Source organism: Nocardia sp. FDAARGOS_372 (assembly GCF_002554515.1).
Lineage (GTDB): Bacteria > Actinomycetota > Actinomycetes > Mycobacteriales > Mycobacteriaceae > Nocardia > Nocardia farcinica.
Window position 1 is genome coordinate 5,945,542 of the sequence record NZ_PDDW01000001.1, and the last position, 17,807, is coordinate 5,963,348.

Below are 17,807 nucleotides of genomic sequence, written 5' to 3' on the forward strand. Positions count from 1 at the left end.
GGCCCGCCGAATGACGCCGGAGATCCGCACGGCCGACCGCGTATCCGCGACGGCGATCGTCCGGAAGAACTTCTCCGATACGGTCGTCTCCTCGCTGCGCACCTTCGGCCGCGCGGTCGGCATCGCCCAGGAATCGGTCACCGGCACCGTCGGCGACCTGATCCGCCGCGAATTCCAGTGGCGTGAGGCCCTGCTCCAGGCGTGGCGGTTGGTCACCGTGACCGCCGTGCCCGCGATCTTGATGGCCGTCCCGTTCGGCGTGATCGTCTCCATCCAGGTCGGCAACCTGATCCACACCCTCGGCGCGGACTCCCTCGTCGGCGCGACCGGCGGGCTCGGCGTCATCAAGCAGGGCGCGCCGATGGCGACCGGCTTCCTGCTCGGCGGCGCGGGCGCGGCCGCCATCGCCGCCGACCTCGGCGCGCGCACCATCCGCGAGGAGATCGACGCGCTGCACACCATGGGCATCAGCCCCATTCACCGGCTGGTGATCCCGCGCATGGTGGCGATGCTGATCGTTGCGCCACTGCTCAACGTCCTGGTGATCTTCGTCGGCGTGCTCGCCGGGTACGCGGTCGCCATCGGCGGCCAGGACGTGACACCGGGCAGCTACTGGGTCACCTTCGGCTCGTTCACCTCCACCGCGGACGTGTGGGTGTCGCTGGGCAAGGCGCTGATCTTCGGCTTCCTGGTGGTGATCATCGCCTGCCAGCGCGGTCTGGAGGCCAAGGGCGGCCCGCGCGGCGTGGCCGACGCGGTCAACGCCGCCGTGGTGCTCTCGGTGGTCTCGATCGTGTGCGTGAACCTGCTGCTCACCCAGGTCACCGCCATGTTCCTGCCGACGAGGCTGGCCTGATATGGCGGTCTCCTCGTACGTGCCCAAGGGGCTCGGTCCGCTGGTGCGCTACGTGCGGCGCGGCGGGCTGGTGCTGCGCGGCATCGAATCCTTCGGCTTCGTCGCGGTGTTCGTCTGGCAGGTGCTCTCAGCGGTGCCACTGACGCTGTCGCGCTACCGCGCCGAGACCATGCGCGCCATCACGAACATGACCTGGGGTCGCGGTTCCATCGTGGTCGGCGGCGGCACGGTGCCGATGATGGTGGTGCTCGGGCTGGTGATGGGCGCTTCGGTGGGCGTGGAGTCCTTCGCCACGCTGGACATGCTCGGCATGGGCCCGGTCACCGGCATCGTCTCCGCCTACGCCACCACCCGCGAGCTGGCGCCGATCGCGGCCGCGGTCGGGTTCGCCGCCCAGGCGGGCTGCCGGATCACCGCCGAGATCGGGTCCATGCGCATCTCCGAGGAGATCGACGCGATCGAATCACTCGGCCTGCGCTCGGTGCCGTTCGTGGTGACCACCCGGGTGATCGCGGGCGCGCTGGCCATCGTGCCGACCTTCCTGATCGCGCTGATCCTGGCCTACGCGGCCTGCCGCGGGCTGATCACGCTGCTGCACGGGCAGTCGGCCGGTGTCTACGACCACTACTTCTTCCAGTTCGTCTCGGGCTTCGACGTGATCGCCGCGGTGATCAAGGTCGCGGTCTTCGGGACGGTGGTGATCCTGGTCCACAGCTACTACGGCTTCTTCGCCAAGGGCGGGCCCGAGGGCGTCGGCATCGCGTCGGGGCGCGCGGTGCGCACCAGCTTCGTGGCGATCATCGCCATCGACATGGTGCTCTCGATCGTGCTGTGGGGCTTCAACTCGGCGATCAGCTTCACGGGGTGAACGGTGCCTGAATACGGATTGCCCGGCGTCGCCGCCGACCGGACCCGCGCGCGCACCCTCGGACTGGTGCTGGTGGCGCTGGTCGTGGTGGTCGCGCTGGTGACGGGTCTCTATCGCGGATTGCGCAGCGAGGACGGGCTGCGCATCACGCTGCGCACCGAGCAGATCGGCGACGGCGTCACCGAGGGCACCCAGGTGCGGGTGGACGGCGTGCTGGCCGGTGAGGTGACCGCGATCGCACCCGACGAGCGCGGCACCCAGCGCATCGACCTGCGCCTGGACGCCGACGCGCTGCCCGGCATCGACGACTCGCTGCGGCTGGACTACGCACCGGCCAACCTGTTCGGCATCAGCGAACTGGAACTGCTGCGCGGCCCCGGCGGTGCGCCGCTGCGGGCGGGCACCGTCGTCGACCTCACCGGCCCGCGGGCGGGCGACGTCTACGACGCCACCATGGGCGCGATCCTGCGCAGCCTCTCCCAGGTGGGCGAGACCGCGTTCTCCCCGCGCCTGGCCACCGTGATCGCGCAGATCTCCGCCGACGTGCAGGCCTTCACCCCGCTGGTGCAGGCGCTGATCACGGTGGCGCGCACCATCGCCGACCACCAGACCATGCCGGCCTCGGAACTGCTCGGCAATCTCGGCCCCGCCTTCGACGGCGGCGGCGAGTTCGCCGGCGCGACGATCCGGATCCTCGACCAGTTCCACGACATCCGCATCCTGCGCACCGACCAGAACCGCTACGACGTCGGGGTCGGCGCCCTGACCGGCTCGATCCTGCCCGGCCTGGCCACCACGGTCAGCACGGCCGGCGAGGAACTCGCCGAGGCCACCGACATGCTCGCGCCGATGCTGGCCGTGCTGGCGCAGATGGTGCCGCGCCCGGCGCAGTCCGGCGCCGAGCTGCGCGAACTGCTCGGCCGGCTGCGTGCGGCGATGCCGGAGACCCCGGACGGCCCGGTGCTGAATCTCGAGGTCGAACTCGCGCACGTGCCCGGCGTGGCGGTCCCGCTGCTCGGAGGTGCCCGATGACGGTGCGTGCCGCCGCCTGGCGGCTCGGCCTGTTCGCCGCGGTGATGGCCGTGGTGCTCGCGCTGGTGCTGGCCGCGATCCAGCGCCCGGTCGCCGGGGACACCGAGACGCACGAGGCGCTGTTCACCGACGCCAACGGCCTGAAGGTCGGCGACGACGTGCGCATGTTCGGCGTGCAGGTCGGCAAGGTGGAGCGGATCGGCCTCGAGCAGTCGATGGCGAAGGTGCGGTTCACCGTCACCACCGCGACGCCGATCTACGACAACTCGCGCCTGGCCATCCGCTACCAGAACCTCACCGGCCAGCGCTACATCGACCTGCAGCAGGAACCGACGCCCGGGGTGCGGCTGGCCCCCGGCGCGGTCGTCGGCGCCGACCGGACGGTGCCGTCGTTCGACGTGACGAGCCTGTTCAACGGCCTGCAACCGGTGCTGGCCACGCTCTCCCCGGAGGCGGTCAACCAGTTCACCGAGAGCATGCTCGCGGTCATCGAGGGGGACGGCACCGGCCTCGGCCCGGCGATGGCGGCCATCGGGCAGCTCAGCGAATACGTCGGCGACCGCCAGCAGGTGATCGCCACGCTGGTGAAGAACATGTCCGAGCTGGCCGACAAGGTCGGCGGCCGGGTGCACCACCTGGTACCGCTGCTGGCCCGGCTCAGCGACATCTTCCAGGCGCTGCAGGCCAACATCGGCGGCCTGGCCGACTTCGCGATGAGCGCGCCCTCGGTGCTCGCGCCGCTGGACCGGTTGCTGGGCACGCTCGGCCTCGACCCGGACCGGGCCACCGACATCGACGCGCTGGTGCGCTCGCTGTTCCCGGATCCGCGGGAGGCCGTCGAGGTGTTCGGCCGGCTGCCCGGCCTGCTCCAAGCCGTCGACAACGCGCTGCCCCGCACCGTCGCGGGCTGGCAGCCCGAATGCGGCAACGGCCCCGCCGAGGTGCCCACCCCGCTGCGGGTGCTGATCGCCGGACAACAGGTGACGATATGCAAACGATGATCTCGCGCTGGTTCGGCGGCGACCGCCCGGTGCTCGACGACGCGGCCCGCACGCGCCGGGAGGTGCGGCTGGGCATCGTCGGTGTGCTGGCCGTGGTGCTCGGCGTGGTCGCCGCCGGGGTGCTGTACGCGGTGCCGCTGGGCAAGTCGACCTACACCGCGGAGCTGACCGAGGCGCAGTCGGTGAAGGTCGGCGACGACGTGCGCCTGGCCGGGGTCACCGTCGGCGCGGTGACGAGCCTGGAGCTGAAGCCGGACCGCGTGGTCATGCGGTTCACCGTCGACGACGACGTGTTCGTCGGCGACCAGACCTCGCTCGACATCCGCATGCTCACCCTGGTCGGCGGGCACTACGTGGCGCTGTTCCCGGCCGGGACCGAACCGCTGGGCGACGGCGTCATCCCGGCCGACCGGGTGCGCCTGCCCTACAGCCTGATGGAGACCTTCCAGGACGCCACCGCTCCGCTGCGCGAGGTGAACGGCGACACCCTGCGCCGCAACCTCGCCGAACTCGACCGCGCGGTCACCGACGCGCCGGAGACGCTGCGCACCACCCTCGACACCGTCGGCAGCTACGTCGACGCGATCGACCGGCAGCGCGCCCAGGTCTCCAACGCCATCGCCGTCGCCGACGAGTACGTCACCATGTACGACGGCGCCAAGAGCGATCTGCGCAGGCTGATGGAGAACGTCATCCTGCTCGAGGACGTGCTCATCGACAAGCGCGCCGAACTGCGCGAGGCGGTCGCGCTGTTGACCAGCGTGGTGCAGCGGGTCGCGGCCCTGGCCCCGGCCTGGGAGTCGTCGGTGCGGCCGCGCGCGGACCAGTTGTCCGCGGCGATCGGCCGGCTCACCGAGATGGGCGGCACGCTCGAACCCGTCATCGCCACCACCCGGGAACTCGGCGAGAAGCTGCGCACCCTGGTGATTCCGGAGGAGGGCCTGGTGATCGATCAGTCCGCGCAGACCGTGCCCGCGCCCGCGGGCCTCGAACTGCCGGATGTGTGCGTGCCGGTGCCGGGGAGGCAGTGCTGATGGTCAAGCGTCTGCTGGGCAGTCAGGCCTTCATGTCGGTGGCCGGTGTGGTGGTGATCGCGGTGGTGGCCGTGGTCGGTTACGTGCTCGCCTTCGAGCCGTTGCGGCGCACCGAGAGCTATTGCGCGATCATGCCCGACAGCATCGGTCTCTACGAGGGCAACCAGGTGACCATGCGCGGCATCGTGGTCGGCAGTGTCACCTCGGTGCGCAACCAGGGCAGCGGTGTGCGGGTGGATTTCGAGGTCGACGCCGACCATCCGGTCTACGCCGACGCCTCCGCGACCACCGTCTCCGACACCGTCGTCGCCGACCGGGAGCTGGCCGTCCTCGCCTCGGGCGCGACCACCGAGCCCTGGGACAGCGGCACGTGCATCACCCGCACGCTGACACCGAAGAGCCTCACCGAGACACTCACCGCCTTGGCGCAGCTCTCCGACGAACTCGTCGGCGCCGACCCGGCACAGCAGAATTCGCTGGCCGCCGGGCTGGCCTCGCTGGATCGCGCCACCGCCGACACCGGCCCGCAGATCAACGCGCTGATCCACAAGCTCGGCTCCGCGTTGAAATCGCCGGACGCCGACATCGCCCATCTGGCAGGCATCTTCGACGCGTTCTCCTCGGTGTCGAAGAAGGTCAACCAGTACTGGGGCGACCTGGAGACCATGCTGGTGCGGGTGGGGCCGGTGCTCGACCAGGCCACCGACGACCTGCTGGTGCCCGGCGCGCAGTTGTTCGACGCCTTGCACGAGGTGCTGCCGATGCTCGACGACCTGACCTCCCTGTTCGGGACGGAGATCCTCGGGCTGCTCGACCGCACGGTGCCGCTGCTGAAACTGTTGCGCGCCAACGTCGGATCGCTGCGCGACATCGTGCTCACCACCCCGGTGCTGGCCTCGGCGTTCCGCACCGCCGCCGATCCCGAGACCGGCGCGAGCGGGCTGACCTACGCCCCGCCCCGGGTGGCGCTCCCGCAACCGGCCGCCGAACAGGTCTGCGCCGCGGTCGAGGCGATCGCCCCCGGCCGGTGTGCGGGCGCCGAGAACGGCCTGGTGCGGGTGGATCTGGTGTCCCTGGTACTCGGAACGGTGGGTGCGCGATGAGAGTCCCGGCCGGACGTGTCCTGCGCCGCCTGTTCCTGGCGCCGCTGCTGACCGGCACGATCGCGCTCGCGGGGTGCGCGTTCGACCCGTCGGCGGTGCCGGTGCCCGGTAACTCGGTGCCCGGACCGACCTATGCGCTCGACATCGAATTCGCCAACGTGCTCAACCTGCCCGCGCGGGCGAAGGTGATCGCCAACGGCGCCCAGGTCGGCACCGTCGAGCAGGTGACCGTGGTGCCCGCCGACCAGGCGCCGCCCGGCCGCGGCGGGTACGTGGTGGTGCGCACCGCGATCTCCGCATCGGTGCGGCTGCCCACCGCGACCATCGCCGAACTGCGGCAGAACACCGTGCTCGGCGACATCCACATCGCGCTGACCACCCCGCCGGACGGGTTCGGCGAGCTGCTCGCCCCCGGCGCCACCATCGGCCTCGACCACACCCGTCCACCCGTGCAGCTCGAGGACACGATGGCCGCGATGGCGTTGTTCGTGCAGGGCGGCGCGGTGAACCAGTTGCAGGACATCGTGCACCGGATCAACGCGGTAATGCCGCAGGATCCCCGCGAGACCGCCCGGATCGCCGGCGTGCTCGGCGCCGACGCCGCCGACCTGGCCGCCAACCTCGACCAGGTGGATCTGCTGCTCTACGGCCTGGCCACCAATGCCGAAGTGCTGCACGAGATCCGGCCCGAGCTCGACAACATCCTCAGTGCCGCCTCGGTGGAGCGGATGAACGCCAACGCCGCCTCCATCGCCGGGGTCACCGAGATCTTCGACGGTCTCGGCCCGGTCGGCCAGTCGCTGTCCTGGCTGGCACCGTTGGCGCGCTCCGGCGACGCCGCGGCCACCGCGTTCGCGCCGCTGGTCACCGGCGGCCCGCTGGATCTGGGCAGGCCGGGCAATCTGGCGCTGCTGGTCGCGCTGTTGCGGGACAAGATCATCCCGTTCGCCGAGCGCGGGCCGAAGGTGAATGTCACCGGGGTACGGGTGGAGGGCAGTCCCGTCGCCGAGGACGAGCAGGTCGAACAGATCGTCCGGACACTGCGCATGATCGGAGCGGTGCGATGAAGGCGGGTTCGCTGGCCTCGCTGGGCGGTATCGCCGCCATCATGATCCTGGGTGCGGCCTACCTGGCCTTCGGTGTGGTGCGGGTGGACCCGTTCGCCGAACACACCGAGGCCACCATGGTGCTGCGCAATTCCGGCGGCCTGGGGGTCGGCTCCCCGATCCTGCTCACCGGAATCGAGGTCGGCGAGGTCACCGCGGTGCGGGCGACCGACGCCGGGGTCGAGGTGGGCTTCCGCGTGGACGGCGACCACCGGCTGCCGGTGGACAGCGTGGTGACCATCGAGCATCTGTCCGCGCTCGGCGAGCCCTACGTGCAGTTCGTGCCCAAGGCCGCGGGCGGGCCCTACCTGCGCGACGGTCAGCGCCTGGACACCTCCGACGTGCGCACCCCGATGTCGGTGGCCGAGGTGGCCCGGCTGGTCACCAAGACCATGAACCAGCTCGACCCGACCGTGGTCGGCTCGCTGGTCGAAACGGTGAGCACCGCGCTCACCGGCACCGAGGCGGTGGTGCCGGAGCTGGCCCGGTCCGGCGACCTGCTGGCGGCCACCATCATGGCCAGGCAGCCCCGGATCGCCGAGCTGCTCACCAGCTTCCAGCTCGCCGCGGCCGACATCGACTGGGCGGGCCCGGCCACCTCCGCGGGCGCGCCCGCCCTGGTCCGATTCGGGCAGGCCCTGGACGAACTCGTCGAGGCGGTCGGCCGGGCCATGCTCACCGAAGGCAGCCCGCAGCGGTATCTGGAGGACGACGGCCTGGTGCCGTTCCTGGAACGGCTCACCGCCTGGCTGCGCGAGGCGGGTCCGGAGATCGGCGAGCTGCTGCCCGGCCTGCAACCCCTCACCGGCGCCGTCGCCGAGGCGGGCCCGCAACTGGACCTGAGCGCACTGATCGAGCAGGCGCTCGCGGGCACCGCCGAGGACGCGGTGAAGGTACGGGTCGCGGTGCGCTGACGCGGTGTGCGCGATGGCCGGACGCCGCGCCACCGCCGACCGGGCCGGGCGTGGTGCCCGGCGGAAGCGACGGCCCGGCAACGGTTCCGGGTTAGCGTGATCGGCATGGCTGGTCAGGATGCGCCGGGTGCGGTGCGGCGCGAGTTCGAGGCGCTCTGCGGCGTCGCGGTGTGCGGAGTGCTGGTGCCGGGGATCTGGCGGGCCGTGGACATGCGCGACACCGACCCCTCCGGGGAGCGGCTCGACGGCGTGCGGCAGGTGCTCGCGGTGTCGCTCGACGGTCGCTTCCTGGCGATGCTCGCGTTCCTGTTCGGCCTGGGCTGTGCCCGCGCGATGGACGCCGCGGTCCGGCGCGGGCAGCGGTCCCACGCGGTGCTGCTGCGCGGGCTGCTGGTCCTGAGCGTGCTCGGCGCGATCGAGCTGTGGTACCGGCCAGGGGCGGTGCTGCTGCCGCTGGCCGTCGCGGGCGCGGTGGTGCTGGCGCCCGCCGCCCTGTTGCCGCGCGGCGCGGTGCTCGCTCTCGGGCTGGGGGTGACGGTCGCGGTCGCCCTGGCCCTGGGCGGCGATCTGGCGCCGGTGCCCGGCCTGCTGCTGCTCGGCCTCGCGGCCCAGCGCTATCGCCTGCTCGAGCGGGCTGTCGAGCGTCCCGCCTGGCTGGTCGCGGTCTTCCTGCTCGCCGTCCCCGCGGCGGTCGCGACGGCCGTATGGCAGTGGCGCACACCCTATCTGGAGCTCTGGAGCAGCCCGAGCGGCCCGGTCGCCGCGCTCGCCGGTGCCCTGGCCTACCTCACCGGGCTCCTGCTGCTGCTGCGGACCGAGACCGGCGCGCTGCTGACCGAGCTGCTGGCGCCGCTGGGCCGGATGGCGCTGACGGCCTCGCTGAGTGCCACCCCGCTGATCCTGCTCGCCGAGCCGCAGCTGCGGCTGACCGACTCGACCCGCTACGGCGCCGTGGTGGTCCTGGCGGCGGGCGTTCTCGTCGGGCAGATCTTCTGCAGCCACCTGTGGTTGCGGTGGCTGTGCGACGGGCCGGTGGAGTGGGTGACACGCAGCGTCGCCCGGTGGGCGCCGGCCCCGGTGCTGCGTCGGCGAGAGAGTGCGACGGCACCTCTCGGATTGCCGCGCTATTGAGAACCTTCCGGTCCGGACATCGTCGCCGTGCCGGATTTTCTCGTTTAGGGGCATTTCCTTCTCGCTGGTGACCGTTTGGGCGCCCGATTCCCGGGAATAGCCGACATGTCAGAACATTTCAGCGAAGCGGGATTGTCATGTTCATAGTTCTGGGACTTCTCGTCCTGATCGCCGCGGTCGTCGTCGGGGTGTCGATCGCCGCAGCCGACCTGGATCGGATGCGCGCACCGGCGGGCGATTTCGAGATCTTCGGCTCTCTGTTCACCCCCACCGTGGGGGAGGTCTTCGGTGTCGGCATTCTCGTCGGCGCCGCGGGCATGCTCGGCCTGCTGCTCCTGTCGACCGGTGTGTGGCGTAGCGCCCGCCGCGGCAGCGAAGCGCGCCGGGAACTTCGTCGTTCGCGCCGGGAGGTCGCGGCCGCGCGCCGCGCCGCCCCCGCACCACAGGCGCCGGCCGGCGCACCACCCGCCCCGCCGCAGACCGGCGGGCCGATGTGGAGCGCCAACCGATTCCTGCGCAGGCCACCGGGCTCCGGTCCAGCCAAGGCGTGAACGACGTTTCAGTCGAGAGACGACTGATGAGGAAAGGGTAAGACCGTGATCATTCTCGGATTGATTCTGCTGATCGTCGGCTGGTTGCTCGGCATCAACCTGCTCGTCACCGCGGGCATCGTGGTGTTGCTGGTCGGCGCGGTGCTCTGGATCGCCGGCTCGGTGGGCCGTCCCGTCGGCGGCCGCAGGCACTATTACTGACCTACCGCCGGGGTGACCCGAGATCGGCTCACCCGAAATCGGCGGTGACCCGCGATCGGCCGGGTGGCGAATTCGCCACCCGGCCGTTCAGCGTACCGGGCGGAATTCGGCCGCGCGCCGGGCGCGCTGCCGGAATTCCGCGGCCGCCCCGTCGAGCAGATCACACACCCGCGCCGGCTCCACCGGCGCGAAATCCCGGTACCAGTGCCCGATGGAATGGAACATCTCCGGCGTCTCCAGGCACACCACGTGGTCGGCGACCGCGGCCAGCGCCCGGATGCTGCGCACCGATCCCACCGGCACCGCCAGCACCGTGCGCAGGGCGCCCCGGGCGCGGGCGGTGGCCAGCGCGGCGCGGGCCGTCGCACCGGTGGCGACACCGTCGTCGACGATCACCACGGTGCGGCCGTGCAGGTCCAGCCGTTCGGCGCCGCCGCGCAGGCGCAGCGCGGTGCGGGCCAGTTCGGCGCGCTCGTCGGTCTCCACCTGGGCGCGGCCGGAATCGGAGACGAACGCCCGCACCAGGATCTTGTCGTCGACGACACGCACGCCGTCTTCGCCCAGCGCGCCGAACACCAGCTCCGGCTGGTAGGGCACCCGCAGTTTGCGTACCACCGCCACGTCCAGCGGCGCACCGAGCGCGGCCGCCACCTCGTAGGCGACCGGCACACCGCCGCGGGGCACACCGAGAACCACGGTGTCGGCAGTGTGGAACCCGCGCACTCTCTCGACCAGACGCCGGCCCGCTTCCCGGCGGTCAAGAAAAGGCATGCTCGTCCTCCTGAATAGGGACTTCGCAGGATTCGAGCCACGCACATCGGGACTCGCAGAGTCGAACCGAAGTCTACGCCGCGGCGACCGTCGACGGCCCGTCGTCGGAAAGAAAGGTGCCCGACACCGGCGTGTCAGATTCCGGCGACGTCGGCGATCTGCCCGATGCAGTAGGTGATGGTCATCGCCAGCGCGCCACCGACCACCACCCGGACCACCGCGCGCAGCCGGTTGCTGCCGCCCAGGCGCGCGCTGATCGAGCCGGTGAGGGCCAGCGCGACGAGCACGGCGGCGAAGGTCACCGGGATACGGGCGGTGACCGGGGGCAGCAGGATCGCCAGCAGCGGCAGCAGCGCGCCGAGGGTGAACGAGACCGCCGACGAGGCCGCGGCCTGCCACGGATTGGTGAGCGCGCCCGGATCGAGCCCGAGTTCGGCCTCGGCGTGCGCGGTGAAGGCGTCGTGCGCGGTGAGCTCCTCGGCGACCGTGCGGGCGGTGGCCGGGGACAGCCCCTTGGCCTCGTAGATGTCGGCCAACTCGCGCAGCTCGTCCGCGGGGTCCTCGCGCAGTTCCCGGCGCTCCTTGGCCAGCAACGCCTGCTCGGAGTCGCGCTGCGTGCTGACCGAGACGTACTCGCCGACCGCCATCGAGATGGCGCCCGCGGACACCCCGGCGATGCCCGCGGTGAAGATCGCGGACTGCGTGGTGGTCGCCGCGGCGACGCCGACCACGAGTCCGGCCGTGGAGACGATGCCGTCGTTGGCGCCGAGCACCGCGGCGCGCAGCCAGTTCAGCCGAGTCGACAACCCTCGGGAGTGCGGTTCGTGGTGGGAGATGCGCTCGTCCGAGTCCGCCATGCCCGAACCATACCGCCGGGGGCGGGTCAGGCGCCGACGGCGGCCAGCAGCATCGGCAGCGCGTTGCCCAGCTGCCGCTGCCAGGCGGGCCAGTCGTGCCCGTCGGTGGGCACATAGCGTTCGTCCACCTGGGCGCCCACCGCGCGCAAGCGGTCGGCGAAGCGGTAGTTCTGTTCGTAGATCGTCGATTCCACGGTGCCGGTGCGCCCGTAGGAGACGAACAGCGGGATGCCGACCAGGTCGGCGGCGCGGCTGTAGGGGTTGTTCTCCTGCCAGATCGCCCGCTGCGCCGGAACGGCGTGATCGCCCCACACGCGCTTCCAGTCGGCGCCGCAGCCGAGGCCGGGCAGGTCCGGGCCGCCGGGTGCGCCGGACTCGCGCAACGGGTCGACGTTGCCACTGAACGAGGCCGCGGCGCGGAACATGCCCGGGTACTCCGCCGCGAACTTCATCGCACCGAGCCCGCCCATGGAATTGCCCGCGACGGCCCGGGTGGTGTTGGCCCGGTAGCGCGATTCCAGCAGCCCGCGCACGTCCTCGAGCAGGTACTTCTCCCAGGCGGGCGGGCCGTAGGCGCCGTAGTTCCACCAATCGGAATAGGCGCTGCACCAACTGGTCTCGGGGAGGACGAAGATGGCCTCACGACCGGCGGTGAGTGCTTCCAGCCCGCCCTTGTCGGTCCAGGACTTGTGATCGTCGAAGCCGCCGTGCAGCACCCACACCGTCGGCCAGGTGCGGTTCGCGGTCGGCGACCAGCCCGGCGGCACCACCAGCCGCACCACCTTCACCGACCAGTCGGGCCCCTCCAGATGCGGTGAGGACACCCCGATGTCGAGGATCCGGTCGCTGACCCGGGTCTCCCAGCGCACGATCGGCGCGGCGTGGGCCTGCGGCGCGAGGAGTGCGGGGACGGCGATGCCCGCCAGCGCGGTGAGCACCACGACGAGGACTCTGCTCAGACCGGACATCGAGATGTTCCTTCCGATTCGACCTGTGCTCGAACGGTAGAACAGCGCGGGCGCCGCCGACCGCGGCTCTGAGGGAATGTGTCGTGCGTCACCATCCTCGAATTCGCCGGTGCGCCTGCGCTTTCCGGTGTTCGGCGCGTCGTCGGCACGGACCGCGCGGTCGGTCGTCGATTCGTTGATCGGCCGCCCTGCTGGCATGCTGGCCCGCATGATCACACTGCGTTACCCGGGAACACGACTGCTGGCCGGATTGGCGGCGGGCGCGCTGCTGCTGGCCGGCTGCGGCGGCAACGACGAGACCACGCCGAGTTCGGCGCCGCCGAGCACCCCGCGTGACCAGCTGCTGCTGAGCATCGACGAATTCCCCGAGGGCGCCGAGAAGGTCGACCTCCCGCAGGACCGGCTGCAGGACGCGGTCGCGGACATGACCGGCATGCAGCAGAATTCGACCGTCACCCCGGCCGAGTGCGGGCAGACCCAGCAGGACCTCAGCACCGCCACCAGCGAGCTGCTCGCCGATTCCGCCGTCATCGCCGCCAACGACAACAAGGCCGGTCTGATGTACATGGAGTTCGTCGCGGGCCGCACCGGTGAGCCTGCCCGCGTGCGCGAGGTCAACGCGCAATGTCCCGAGGTGACCGTCACCTCGACCGTGGAGGGCAAGGAGATCACCACCGTCGGCCGGGTGGAGAACCTCGCCGTGCCCGCGGGGGTGAACGCGAACGACGCGGTGGCCTTCAAGGCCGTGAGCACCTCGACCGTCGGCAGCGGCAAGCCGCTGACGACCACCGCGTATCAGGGCATGGCCGTGGTGCGCGGCACCACGGTCGTGGTGCGGGTGGGCGCGTTGCAGGACAGCGTCGACCAGGCCGTGTTCGACCAGCTCTTCCGCGACGCCGTGCGCAAGGTGGAAAAGGCCGCCTGACGACCGGGTTCACGCGGGTGCGCCCAGCCCGGCGCGGCGCACCTGGGTCGGCGTGCGGCCCCACCAGCGGCGGCAGCAGCGGGTGAGGGTGGCCTGTTCGGCCAGCCCGAGCAGCGAGGCCACCTGCGCCAGCGGCATGGTCGTGGTGGTGAGGTAGCGGCGGGCCTGCTGGCGGCGCACGTCGTCGAGGATCGCGGCGAAGCCGGTGCCCTCGGCGGCGAGACTGCGTTGCAGGGTGCGCGGATGCACGGCGAGCAGGCGGGCGACCACGCCGATCTCGGGCGGGGTGGTGCCGAGCAGTTGCTGCACCGCCGCGCGCACCTTCGGCGCGGTCGCCGCCCCGGTCTCGGTGGCCTGCTCGGCGAGGAAGGCCAGCGCCAGCCGGTGCAGGTTCTCGTCACCGCCGGAGAGCGGCCGGTCGGCGAGTTCGGCGGGCACCCGCAGCAGCGCCGCGGGTCTGCCGGTGCGCACCGGCGCGCCGAAGAACTCCTCGTAGGCCGCCGGGGGCGCGCTCGGGCGGTAGGGCAGTTCCACCGACCGCAGGCCGTAACGCGGCGCGACCAGGCGCTGGATGGCGCGGTGCACGAACCCCAATCCCAGATCCGTGCCCTGCACCGGCGTCGGCAGGCCGGGGCGCACACCGTAGCGCAGCGCCAGCACGCCGCGTTCGCCGTGCGGATCGGGTTCGATCTCGAGGCTCAGCGACCGCGCGTGCACGAACAGGTAGCGCGAGGTGCATTCGAGCACGTGGGCCAGGGTGGGGGAGTTGCGGATCGCCAGCGCCAGCGGGCCGAGCATGTCCAGATCCTGGCGCCGCGCGATGCGCAGGCCGAGATCGGGGCGGTCCAGCCGATGCGCGGCCAGTTCCAGCACCGCCGCCACGGCCTGGTCGGGGACCAGCAGGTCGTCGGCGTCGAGCGCGGCCACCGGCAGGCCGACGGCCGCGGCGAACTCCTCGGCGTCGCCCCCGAGTTCGGCCACCGTGGCGCGGAAACCCCGCAGGCCCGCGGATCGAATCACCGACATGTCGTCGAGAATCAAATACTTGTCGCGCGAAGTCAAGAAGAGGGGCGTGGCGATCGGGGAGACTGGTAGCCATGACCCAGACTGAGCCGACCGTGGAACACCTCGACGTCGTGATCGTCGGAGCCGGGCTGTCCGGCATCGGCGCGGCCTACCGGCTGCAGACCGAATGCCCGGGCAAGAGCTACGCCGTCCTCGAGGCGCGCGAGGCGCTCGGCGGCACCTGGGATCTGTTCCGCTACCCGGGCATCCGCTCGGATTCGGACATGTTCACCCTCGGCTACCCGTTCAAGCCGTGGCGCGACGCCAAGTCCATCGCCGACGGGCCGTCCATCCTGCGCTACATCCGGGAGACGGCGCAGGAGTTCGGCATCGACCGCCACATCCGCTACCGCACCCGGGTGGTCTCCGCCGACTGGTCGCGCGAGCAGGCGCATTGGCGCCTCACCCTCGCCGTGCGCGAGGCCGACGGCACGGTCGTCGAGCGGCGGCTGACCTGCGGCTTCCTCTACGCCTGCGCCGGTTACTACGACTACGACCGCGGCCACGACCCCGAGTTCCCCGGCGCCGCGGAATTCACCGGCCGTATCGTGCACCCGCAGTTCTGGCCGGCGGACCTCGACTACGCGGGCAAGCGCGTGGTCGTCATCGGCAGCGGCGCCACCGCCGTCACACTCGTGCCCTCGATGGCCGAGCAGGCCGAGTCGGTGACCATGTTGCAGCGCAGCCCCACCTGGATCAGCGCCGTGCCCGGCCGCGACAAGCGCGCCGACAAACTCCGCGAACTGCTCCCGCCCGACCTGGCGCACCGGCTGATCCGCACCAAGAACATCCTGTTCAACATCGCCTTCTACCAGTACTGCCGTCGCCGCCCGCAGTCCGCGCGCAAGCTGCTCACCGGGCTCACCACCCGAATCCTGAAGGACGAGCAGGCCGTCGCCGAGCACTTCACCCCCAACTACGACCCGTGGGACCAGCGACTGTGCGCCGCACCCGACGCCGACTTCTTCAAGGCGATGAAGAAGGGCAAGGCGCAGGTGGTGACCGACCACATCGACGCGTTCGTGCCCGAGGGGATCCGGCTGAAGTCCGGGCGGGTGCTCGAGGCCGACATCATCGTCACGGCCACCGGCCTGCGCCTGCTCGCCTTCGGCGGCATCACCCCGCACATCGATGGTGTCCCGGTGCCGCTGGCCGAACAGTTCGTCTGGCAGGGCGCGATGCTGACCGGAGTCCCGAACTTCGCCGTCTGCATCGGCTACACCAACGCCTCCTGGACGCTGCGCGCCGACCTGACCTCCCGGCTGGTGTGCAAGGTGCTGCGGCACATGGACCGCAACGGCTACGCCGCCGTGGTACCGCGCCCGCAGGGCGAGTTGAGCGAGCGCCCGCTGCTGGACCTGGCCTCCGGCTACATCCAGCGCTCGATCGGCGAGTTCCCGCGCCAGGGCGACCGGCATCCGTGGAAGGTGCGGCAGAACTATCTGGTGGACTCGGCGACCACGCTGCGCACCGATCTCGGCAAGACGCTCGCGCCGGTCCCCGCCGGTCGCGGTGCCTCGGCGGTGGCCGCCGCGGGCTGAGGATCGCCCAGCCCGAGCGGGTCAGCGGCCGGAGGCGGTAGCGCAGCGTCACCACGGAGGCCGCCCCGCTCGGGGACGGACGGGCACAGGGCGTCGATCGCGACCGCCCGCAGGTGATCGACGGAACCGATGAGCGCCGCCGCGTCGGCGAGCGCCACGGCGTGCCGGGCCCGCGCCCGCGCCACCGCCGTGTCGCCGTCGAGCATCGCCGCCAGCGCCAGCCGGGCCAGCGCGCGCACCCGCAGCCGGGCCGCGTCCATCCGGTCGGCCAGCACCAGCGCCCGGCGCAGCCCCCGGCCACCGGTGTCGGTGTCGCCGCGCAGGACATGCGCGGTGCCGAAGGACAGTTCCAGGTAGTAGTCGAGCGGGGTGTGGCCGGTCGGTTCGGGGCGGCGCGCGATGCGCAGGGCGCGCAGCGTGTCGCGGGTGCCGGTGCCGGTGGCGTGCTCGATCGCCACCGCGGCCGCCAGGGCGGCGAGGACGCGCTCGTCGACGACGCGGGAGGCGCGCGGCGGGCCCGGCGGCGGCACCGGCTCGCCGCGGACCAGGGCGTCGGCGGTGTGCAGCAGGGCGAGGAACGGGTCGTCCAGCACCCAGGCGCGCGCGGACTCCAAGCGGCCGAACAGGATCGGGCCCGCCCCGTCGAGCACCAGGCGGACCGCGTGCTCGCGCAGGAACGCCACCAGCTCCGGCCGGCCCGGCACCGACAGCACGTGCGTCAGCGCGTCCGCGCCCCGGCAGGCCGCCCGGTGCGCCCCCGGCATCCGATCCGGCTGTGACCTGCGCACCTCCCCGACGAGCTCGGCGCGCAGCAGCGGGGGATAGGAGTAGCGCACCACGCCCTCGCGCACCCGGCGGCGCAGCGGGAAATCCCGGCGCTCCAGCTCCTCCACCGCCGACGCCGCCCCGTCACCGGCGAGTTCCTCGGCCAGCTCCATCGTGAAGTCGGCGGGCAGGCAGGTGGCGGCGAGGAAGGCGCGCAGCCGTGGGGCGAGACCGCCGAGCACCTCCTCGGCCAGGAAGTCGGCCACCGGCCGCGGAGCGTGTTCGAGCATTCCGAGCGCCGCGTCGCGGTAGTCGCGATGCGTGTCGACGTACTCGGCGGCCAGGTGAACGAGGGCGGGCCAGCCGCCGGTGAGGCGATGCACGGCGGTCAGCTCGGCGGCGCTGAGCGCGACACCGTGGCGGTCGAAGACGGCGGCGGTGCGCGCGGCGTCCAAACGCAGGTCGGCCGCGGTGATCCGGGTCAGCCTGCCGGTCGCCGCCCACCGGTGCCACGGCAGCGGCGGGGTGTGCCGGGCGGTGAGCACCGTGGTGGTGGCGGGGGCGGCGGTGTGCAGGAACCGCGCGAGGCAGGCCAGCGCGCGGGGGTCGGTGAGATGGTGGGCGTCGTCGAGGACCAGGAGGGTGTCGGCGGTGCGAGTCCGGTTCTCACCGCGGGCGTTTCGCGGGGCGGGCCGCCTGCGCCGCCGCGCGTCGGCGGGATGCGGGGCAGCCGCCGGGTCGGTCGACGGCGTGCCCGTAGCCGCCGGATGCTCCGGCTGGGCGGGCGCTCGACGGACCGCGTCCTCGCGCGGTGTCGCCGCGGTGGCCGGCGTGTCCAGGGCCGCGGCCAGCGCGGTGGGATCGTTCAGCGCCGGGGTCAGGGTCAACCGGGCGACTCGCGTTCCCGGACGGGCGAATTCGGCACACGCCTGAGCGAAGGCGGTCTTCCCGCTGCCCGCCGGGCCGACCACCAGGATGATCGGTGCCGCACTCGCCGCGATCGCGCGGTCGAACCGGGCCAGCAGCGCGGGCGAGAACAGCGGACGGCCGGTCGGCTCCGGATGCGGGGCGGCCGGTCGATCGGGGATGGGACGTGCGGAGTCCACGGTGCCTCCTCG

The 17,807-nt window shown here is 72.2% G+C and carries 18 protein-coding genes; 13 read left to right on the forward strand and 5 right to left on the reverse strand.

The window, feature by feature from the left end:
* Positions 1–10 precede the first annotated feature (10 nt).
* The 11 genes from CRM89_RS27615 (at position 11) to CRM89_RS31195 (ending at position 9,797) form a co-directional block, all read left to right on the forward strand.
* A complete protein-coding gene (locus tag CRM89_RS27615; RefSeq protein ID WP_098086645.1) occupies positions 11–856 on the forward strand; it encodes an ABC transporter permease in 846 nt (281 codons plus the stop codon).
* Between the two features lies 1 nt (position 857).
* Positions 858–1,724 carry an ABC transporter permease gene (locus CRM89_RS27620; protein WP_011207644.1) on the forward strand — a complete coding sequence of 289 codons (867 nt, stop codon included), beginning with the start codon at positions 858–860 and terminating at the stop codon, positions 1,722–1,724.
* 3 nt (positions 1,725–1,727) lie between these two features.
* A complete protein-coding gene (locus CRM89_RS27625; RefSeq protein ID WP_011207645.1) occupies positions 1,728–2,756 on the forward strand; it encodes an MlaD family protein in 1,029 nt (342 codons plus the stop codon).
* Positions 2,753–3,757: an MlaD family protein gene (locus CRM89_RS27630; protein WP_011207646.1), complete on the forward strand. Its 1,005-nt coding sequence runs from the start codon at positions 2,753–2,755 to the stop codon at positions 3,755–3,757. Before CRM89_RS27625 ends, CRM89_RS27630 begins: the two co-directional genes overlap by 4 nt.
* Entirely contained in the window at positions 3,745–4,791 is a 1,047-nt protein-coding gene (locus tag CRM89_RS27635) for an MlaD family protein (RefSeq protein WP_011207647.1), read from the forward strand. The genes CRM89_RS27630 and CRM89_RS27635 overlap by 13 nt, the downstream gene beginning before the upstream one ends.
* Positions 4,791–5,894 carry an MlaD family protein gene (locus CRM89_RS27640; RefSeq protein ID WP_098087146.1) on the forward strand — a complete coding sequence of 368 codons (1,104 nt, stop codon included), beginning with the start codon at positions 4,791–4,793 and terminating at the stop codon, positions 5,892–5,894. The genes CRM89_RS27635 and CRM89_RS27640 overlap by 1 nt, the downstream gene beginning before the upstream one ends.
* Positions 5,891–6,961: an MlaD family protein gene (locus tag CRM89_RS27645; protein WP_060592969.1), complete on the forward strand. Its 1,071-nt coding sequence runs from the start codon at positions 5,891–5,893 to the stop codon at positions 6,959–6,961. The genes CRM89_RS27640 and CRM89_RS27645 overlap by 4 nt, the downstream gene beginning before the upstream one ends.
* Complete coding sequence (locus CRM89_RS27650; RefSeq protein WP_098086646.1) at positions 6,958–7,914, forward strand: MlaD family protein; 957 nt, start codon at positions 6,958–6,960, stop codon at positions 7,912–7,914. The genes CRM89_RS27645 and CRM89_RS27650 overlap by 4 nt, the downstream gene beginning before the upstream one ends.
* A gap of 105 nt (positions 7,915–8,019) precedes the next feature.
* A complete protein-coding gene (locus tag CRM89_RS27655) occupies positions 8,020–9,045 on the forward strand; it encodes a DUF418 domain-containing protein (protein WP_127516330.1) in 1,026 nt (341 codons plus the stop codon).
* A gap of 137 nt (positions 9,046–9,182) precedes the next feature.
* The gene (locus tag CRM89_RS27660; RefSeq protein WP_011207652.1) at positions 9,183–9,596 is read left to right on the forward strand and encodes a hypothetical protein; all 414 of its coding nucleotides are present in this window, start codon (positions 9,183–9,185) and stop codon (positions 9,594–9,596) included.
* 45 nt (positions 9,597–9,641) lie between these two features.
* Positions 9,642–9,797, forward strand: coding sequence for a DUF6131 family protein (locus CRM89_RS31195; RefSeq protein WP_011207653.1), 156 nt, complete (start codon positions 9,642–9,644; stop codon positions 9,795–9,797).
* A gap of 87 nt (positions 9,798–9,884) precedes the next feature.
* On the opposite strand, the gene CRM89_RS27670 is transcribed toward CRM89_RS31195, so the two are convergent.
* The 3 genes from CRM89_RS27670 to CRM89_RS27680 form a co-directional block, all read right to left on the reverse strand.
* Positions 9,885–10,568: a phosphoribosyltransferase gene (locus CRM89_RS27670; protein ID WP_011207654.1), complete on the reverse strand. Its 684-nt coding sequence runs from the start codon at positions 10,566–10,568 to the stop codon at positions 9,885–9,887.
* A gap of 134 nt (positions 10,569–10,702) precedes the next feature.
* On the reverse strand, positions 10,703–11,425 hold the full coding sequence (locus CRM89_RS27675; protein ID WP_098086648.1) for a VIT family protein: 723 nt from the start codon (positions 11,423–11,425) through the stop codon (positions 10,703–10,705).
* A 26-nt stretch (positions 11,426–11,451) separates the two neighbouring features.
* On the reverse strand, positions 11,452–12,393 hold the full coding sequence (locus tag CRM89_RS27680; protein ID WP_098086649.1) for an alpha/beta hydrolase family protein: 942 nt from the start codon (positions 12,391–12,393) through the stop codon (positions 11,452–11,454).
* 208 nt (positions 12,394–12,601) lie between these two features.
* Here CRM89_RS27680 and CRM89_RS27685 point away from each other — a divergent pair, with 208 nt between their 5' ends.
* Positions 12,602–13,318: a hypothetical protein gene (locus CRM89_RS27685; RefSeq protein ID WP_127516332.1), complete on the forward strand. Its 717-nt coding sequence runs from the start codon at positions 12,602–12,604 to the stop codon at positions 13,316–13,318.
* A 9-nt stretch (positions 13,319–13,327) separates the two neighbouring features.
* Here the strand turns inward: CRM89_RS27685 and CRM89_RS27690 are convergent, their stop codons facing one another.
* Entirely contained in the window at positions 13,328–14,344 is a 1,017-nt protein-coding gene (locus CRM89_RS27690; RefSeq protein WP_060593501.1) for an AraC family transcriptional regulator, read from the reverse strand.
* A 71-nt stretch (positions 14,345–14,415) separates the two neighbouring features.
* On the opposite strand from CRM89_RS27690, the gene CRM89_RS27695 reads away from it, so the two are divergent.
* Positions 14,416–15,924, forward strand: a complete 1,509-nt coding sequence (locus tag CRM89_RS27695) for an NAD(P)/FAD-dependent oxidoreductase (protein ID WP_086840002.1) — start codon at positions 14,416–14,418, stop codon at positions 15,922–15,924.
* Here CRM89_RS27695 and CRM89_RS27700 read toward each other — a convergent pair.
* Complete coding sequence (locus CRM89_RS27700) at positions 15,822–17,795, reverse strand: AAA family ATPase (RefSeq protein WP_098086651.1); 1,974 nt, start codon at positions 17,793–17,795, stop codon at positions 15,822–15,824. The two genes, CRM89_RS27695 and CRM89_RS27700, sit on opposite strands and share 103 nt — an antisense overlap.
* Between the last annotated feature and the right edge of the window lie 12 nt (positions 17,796–17,807).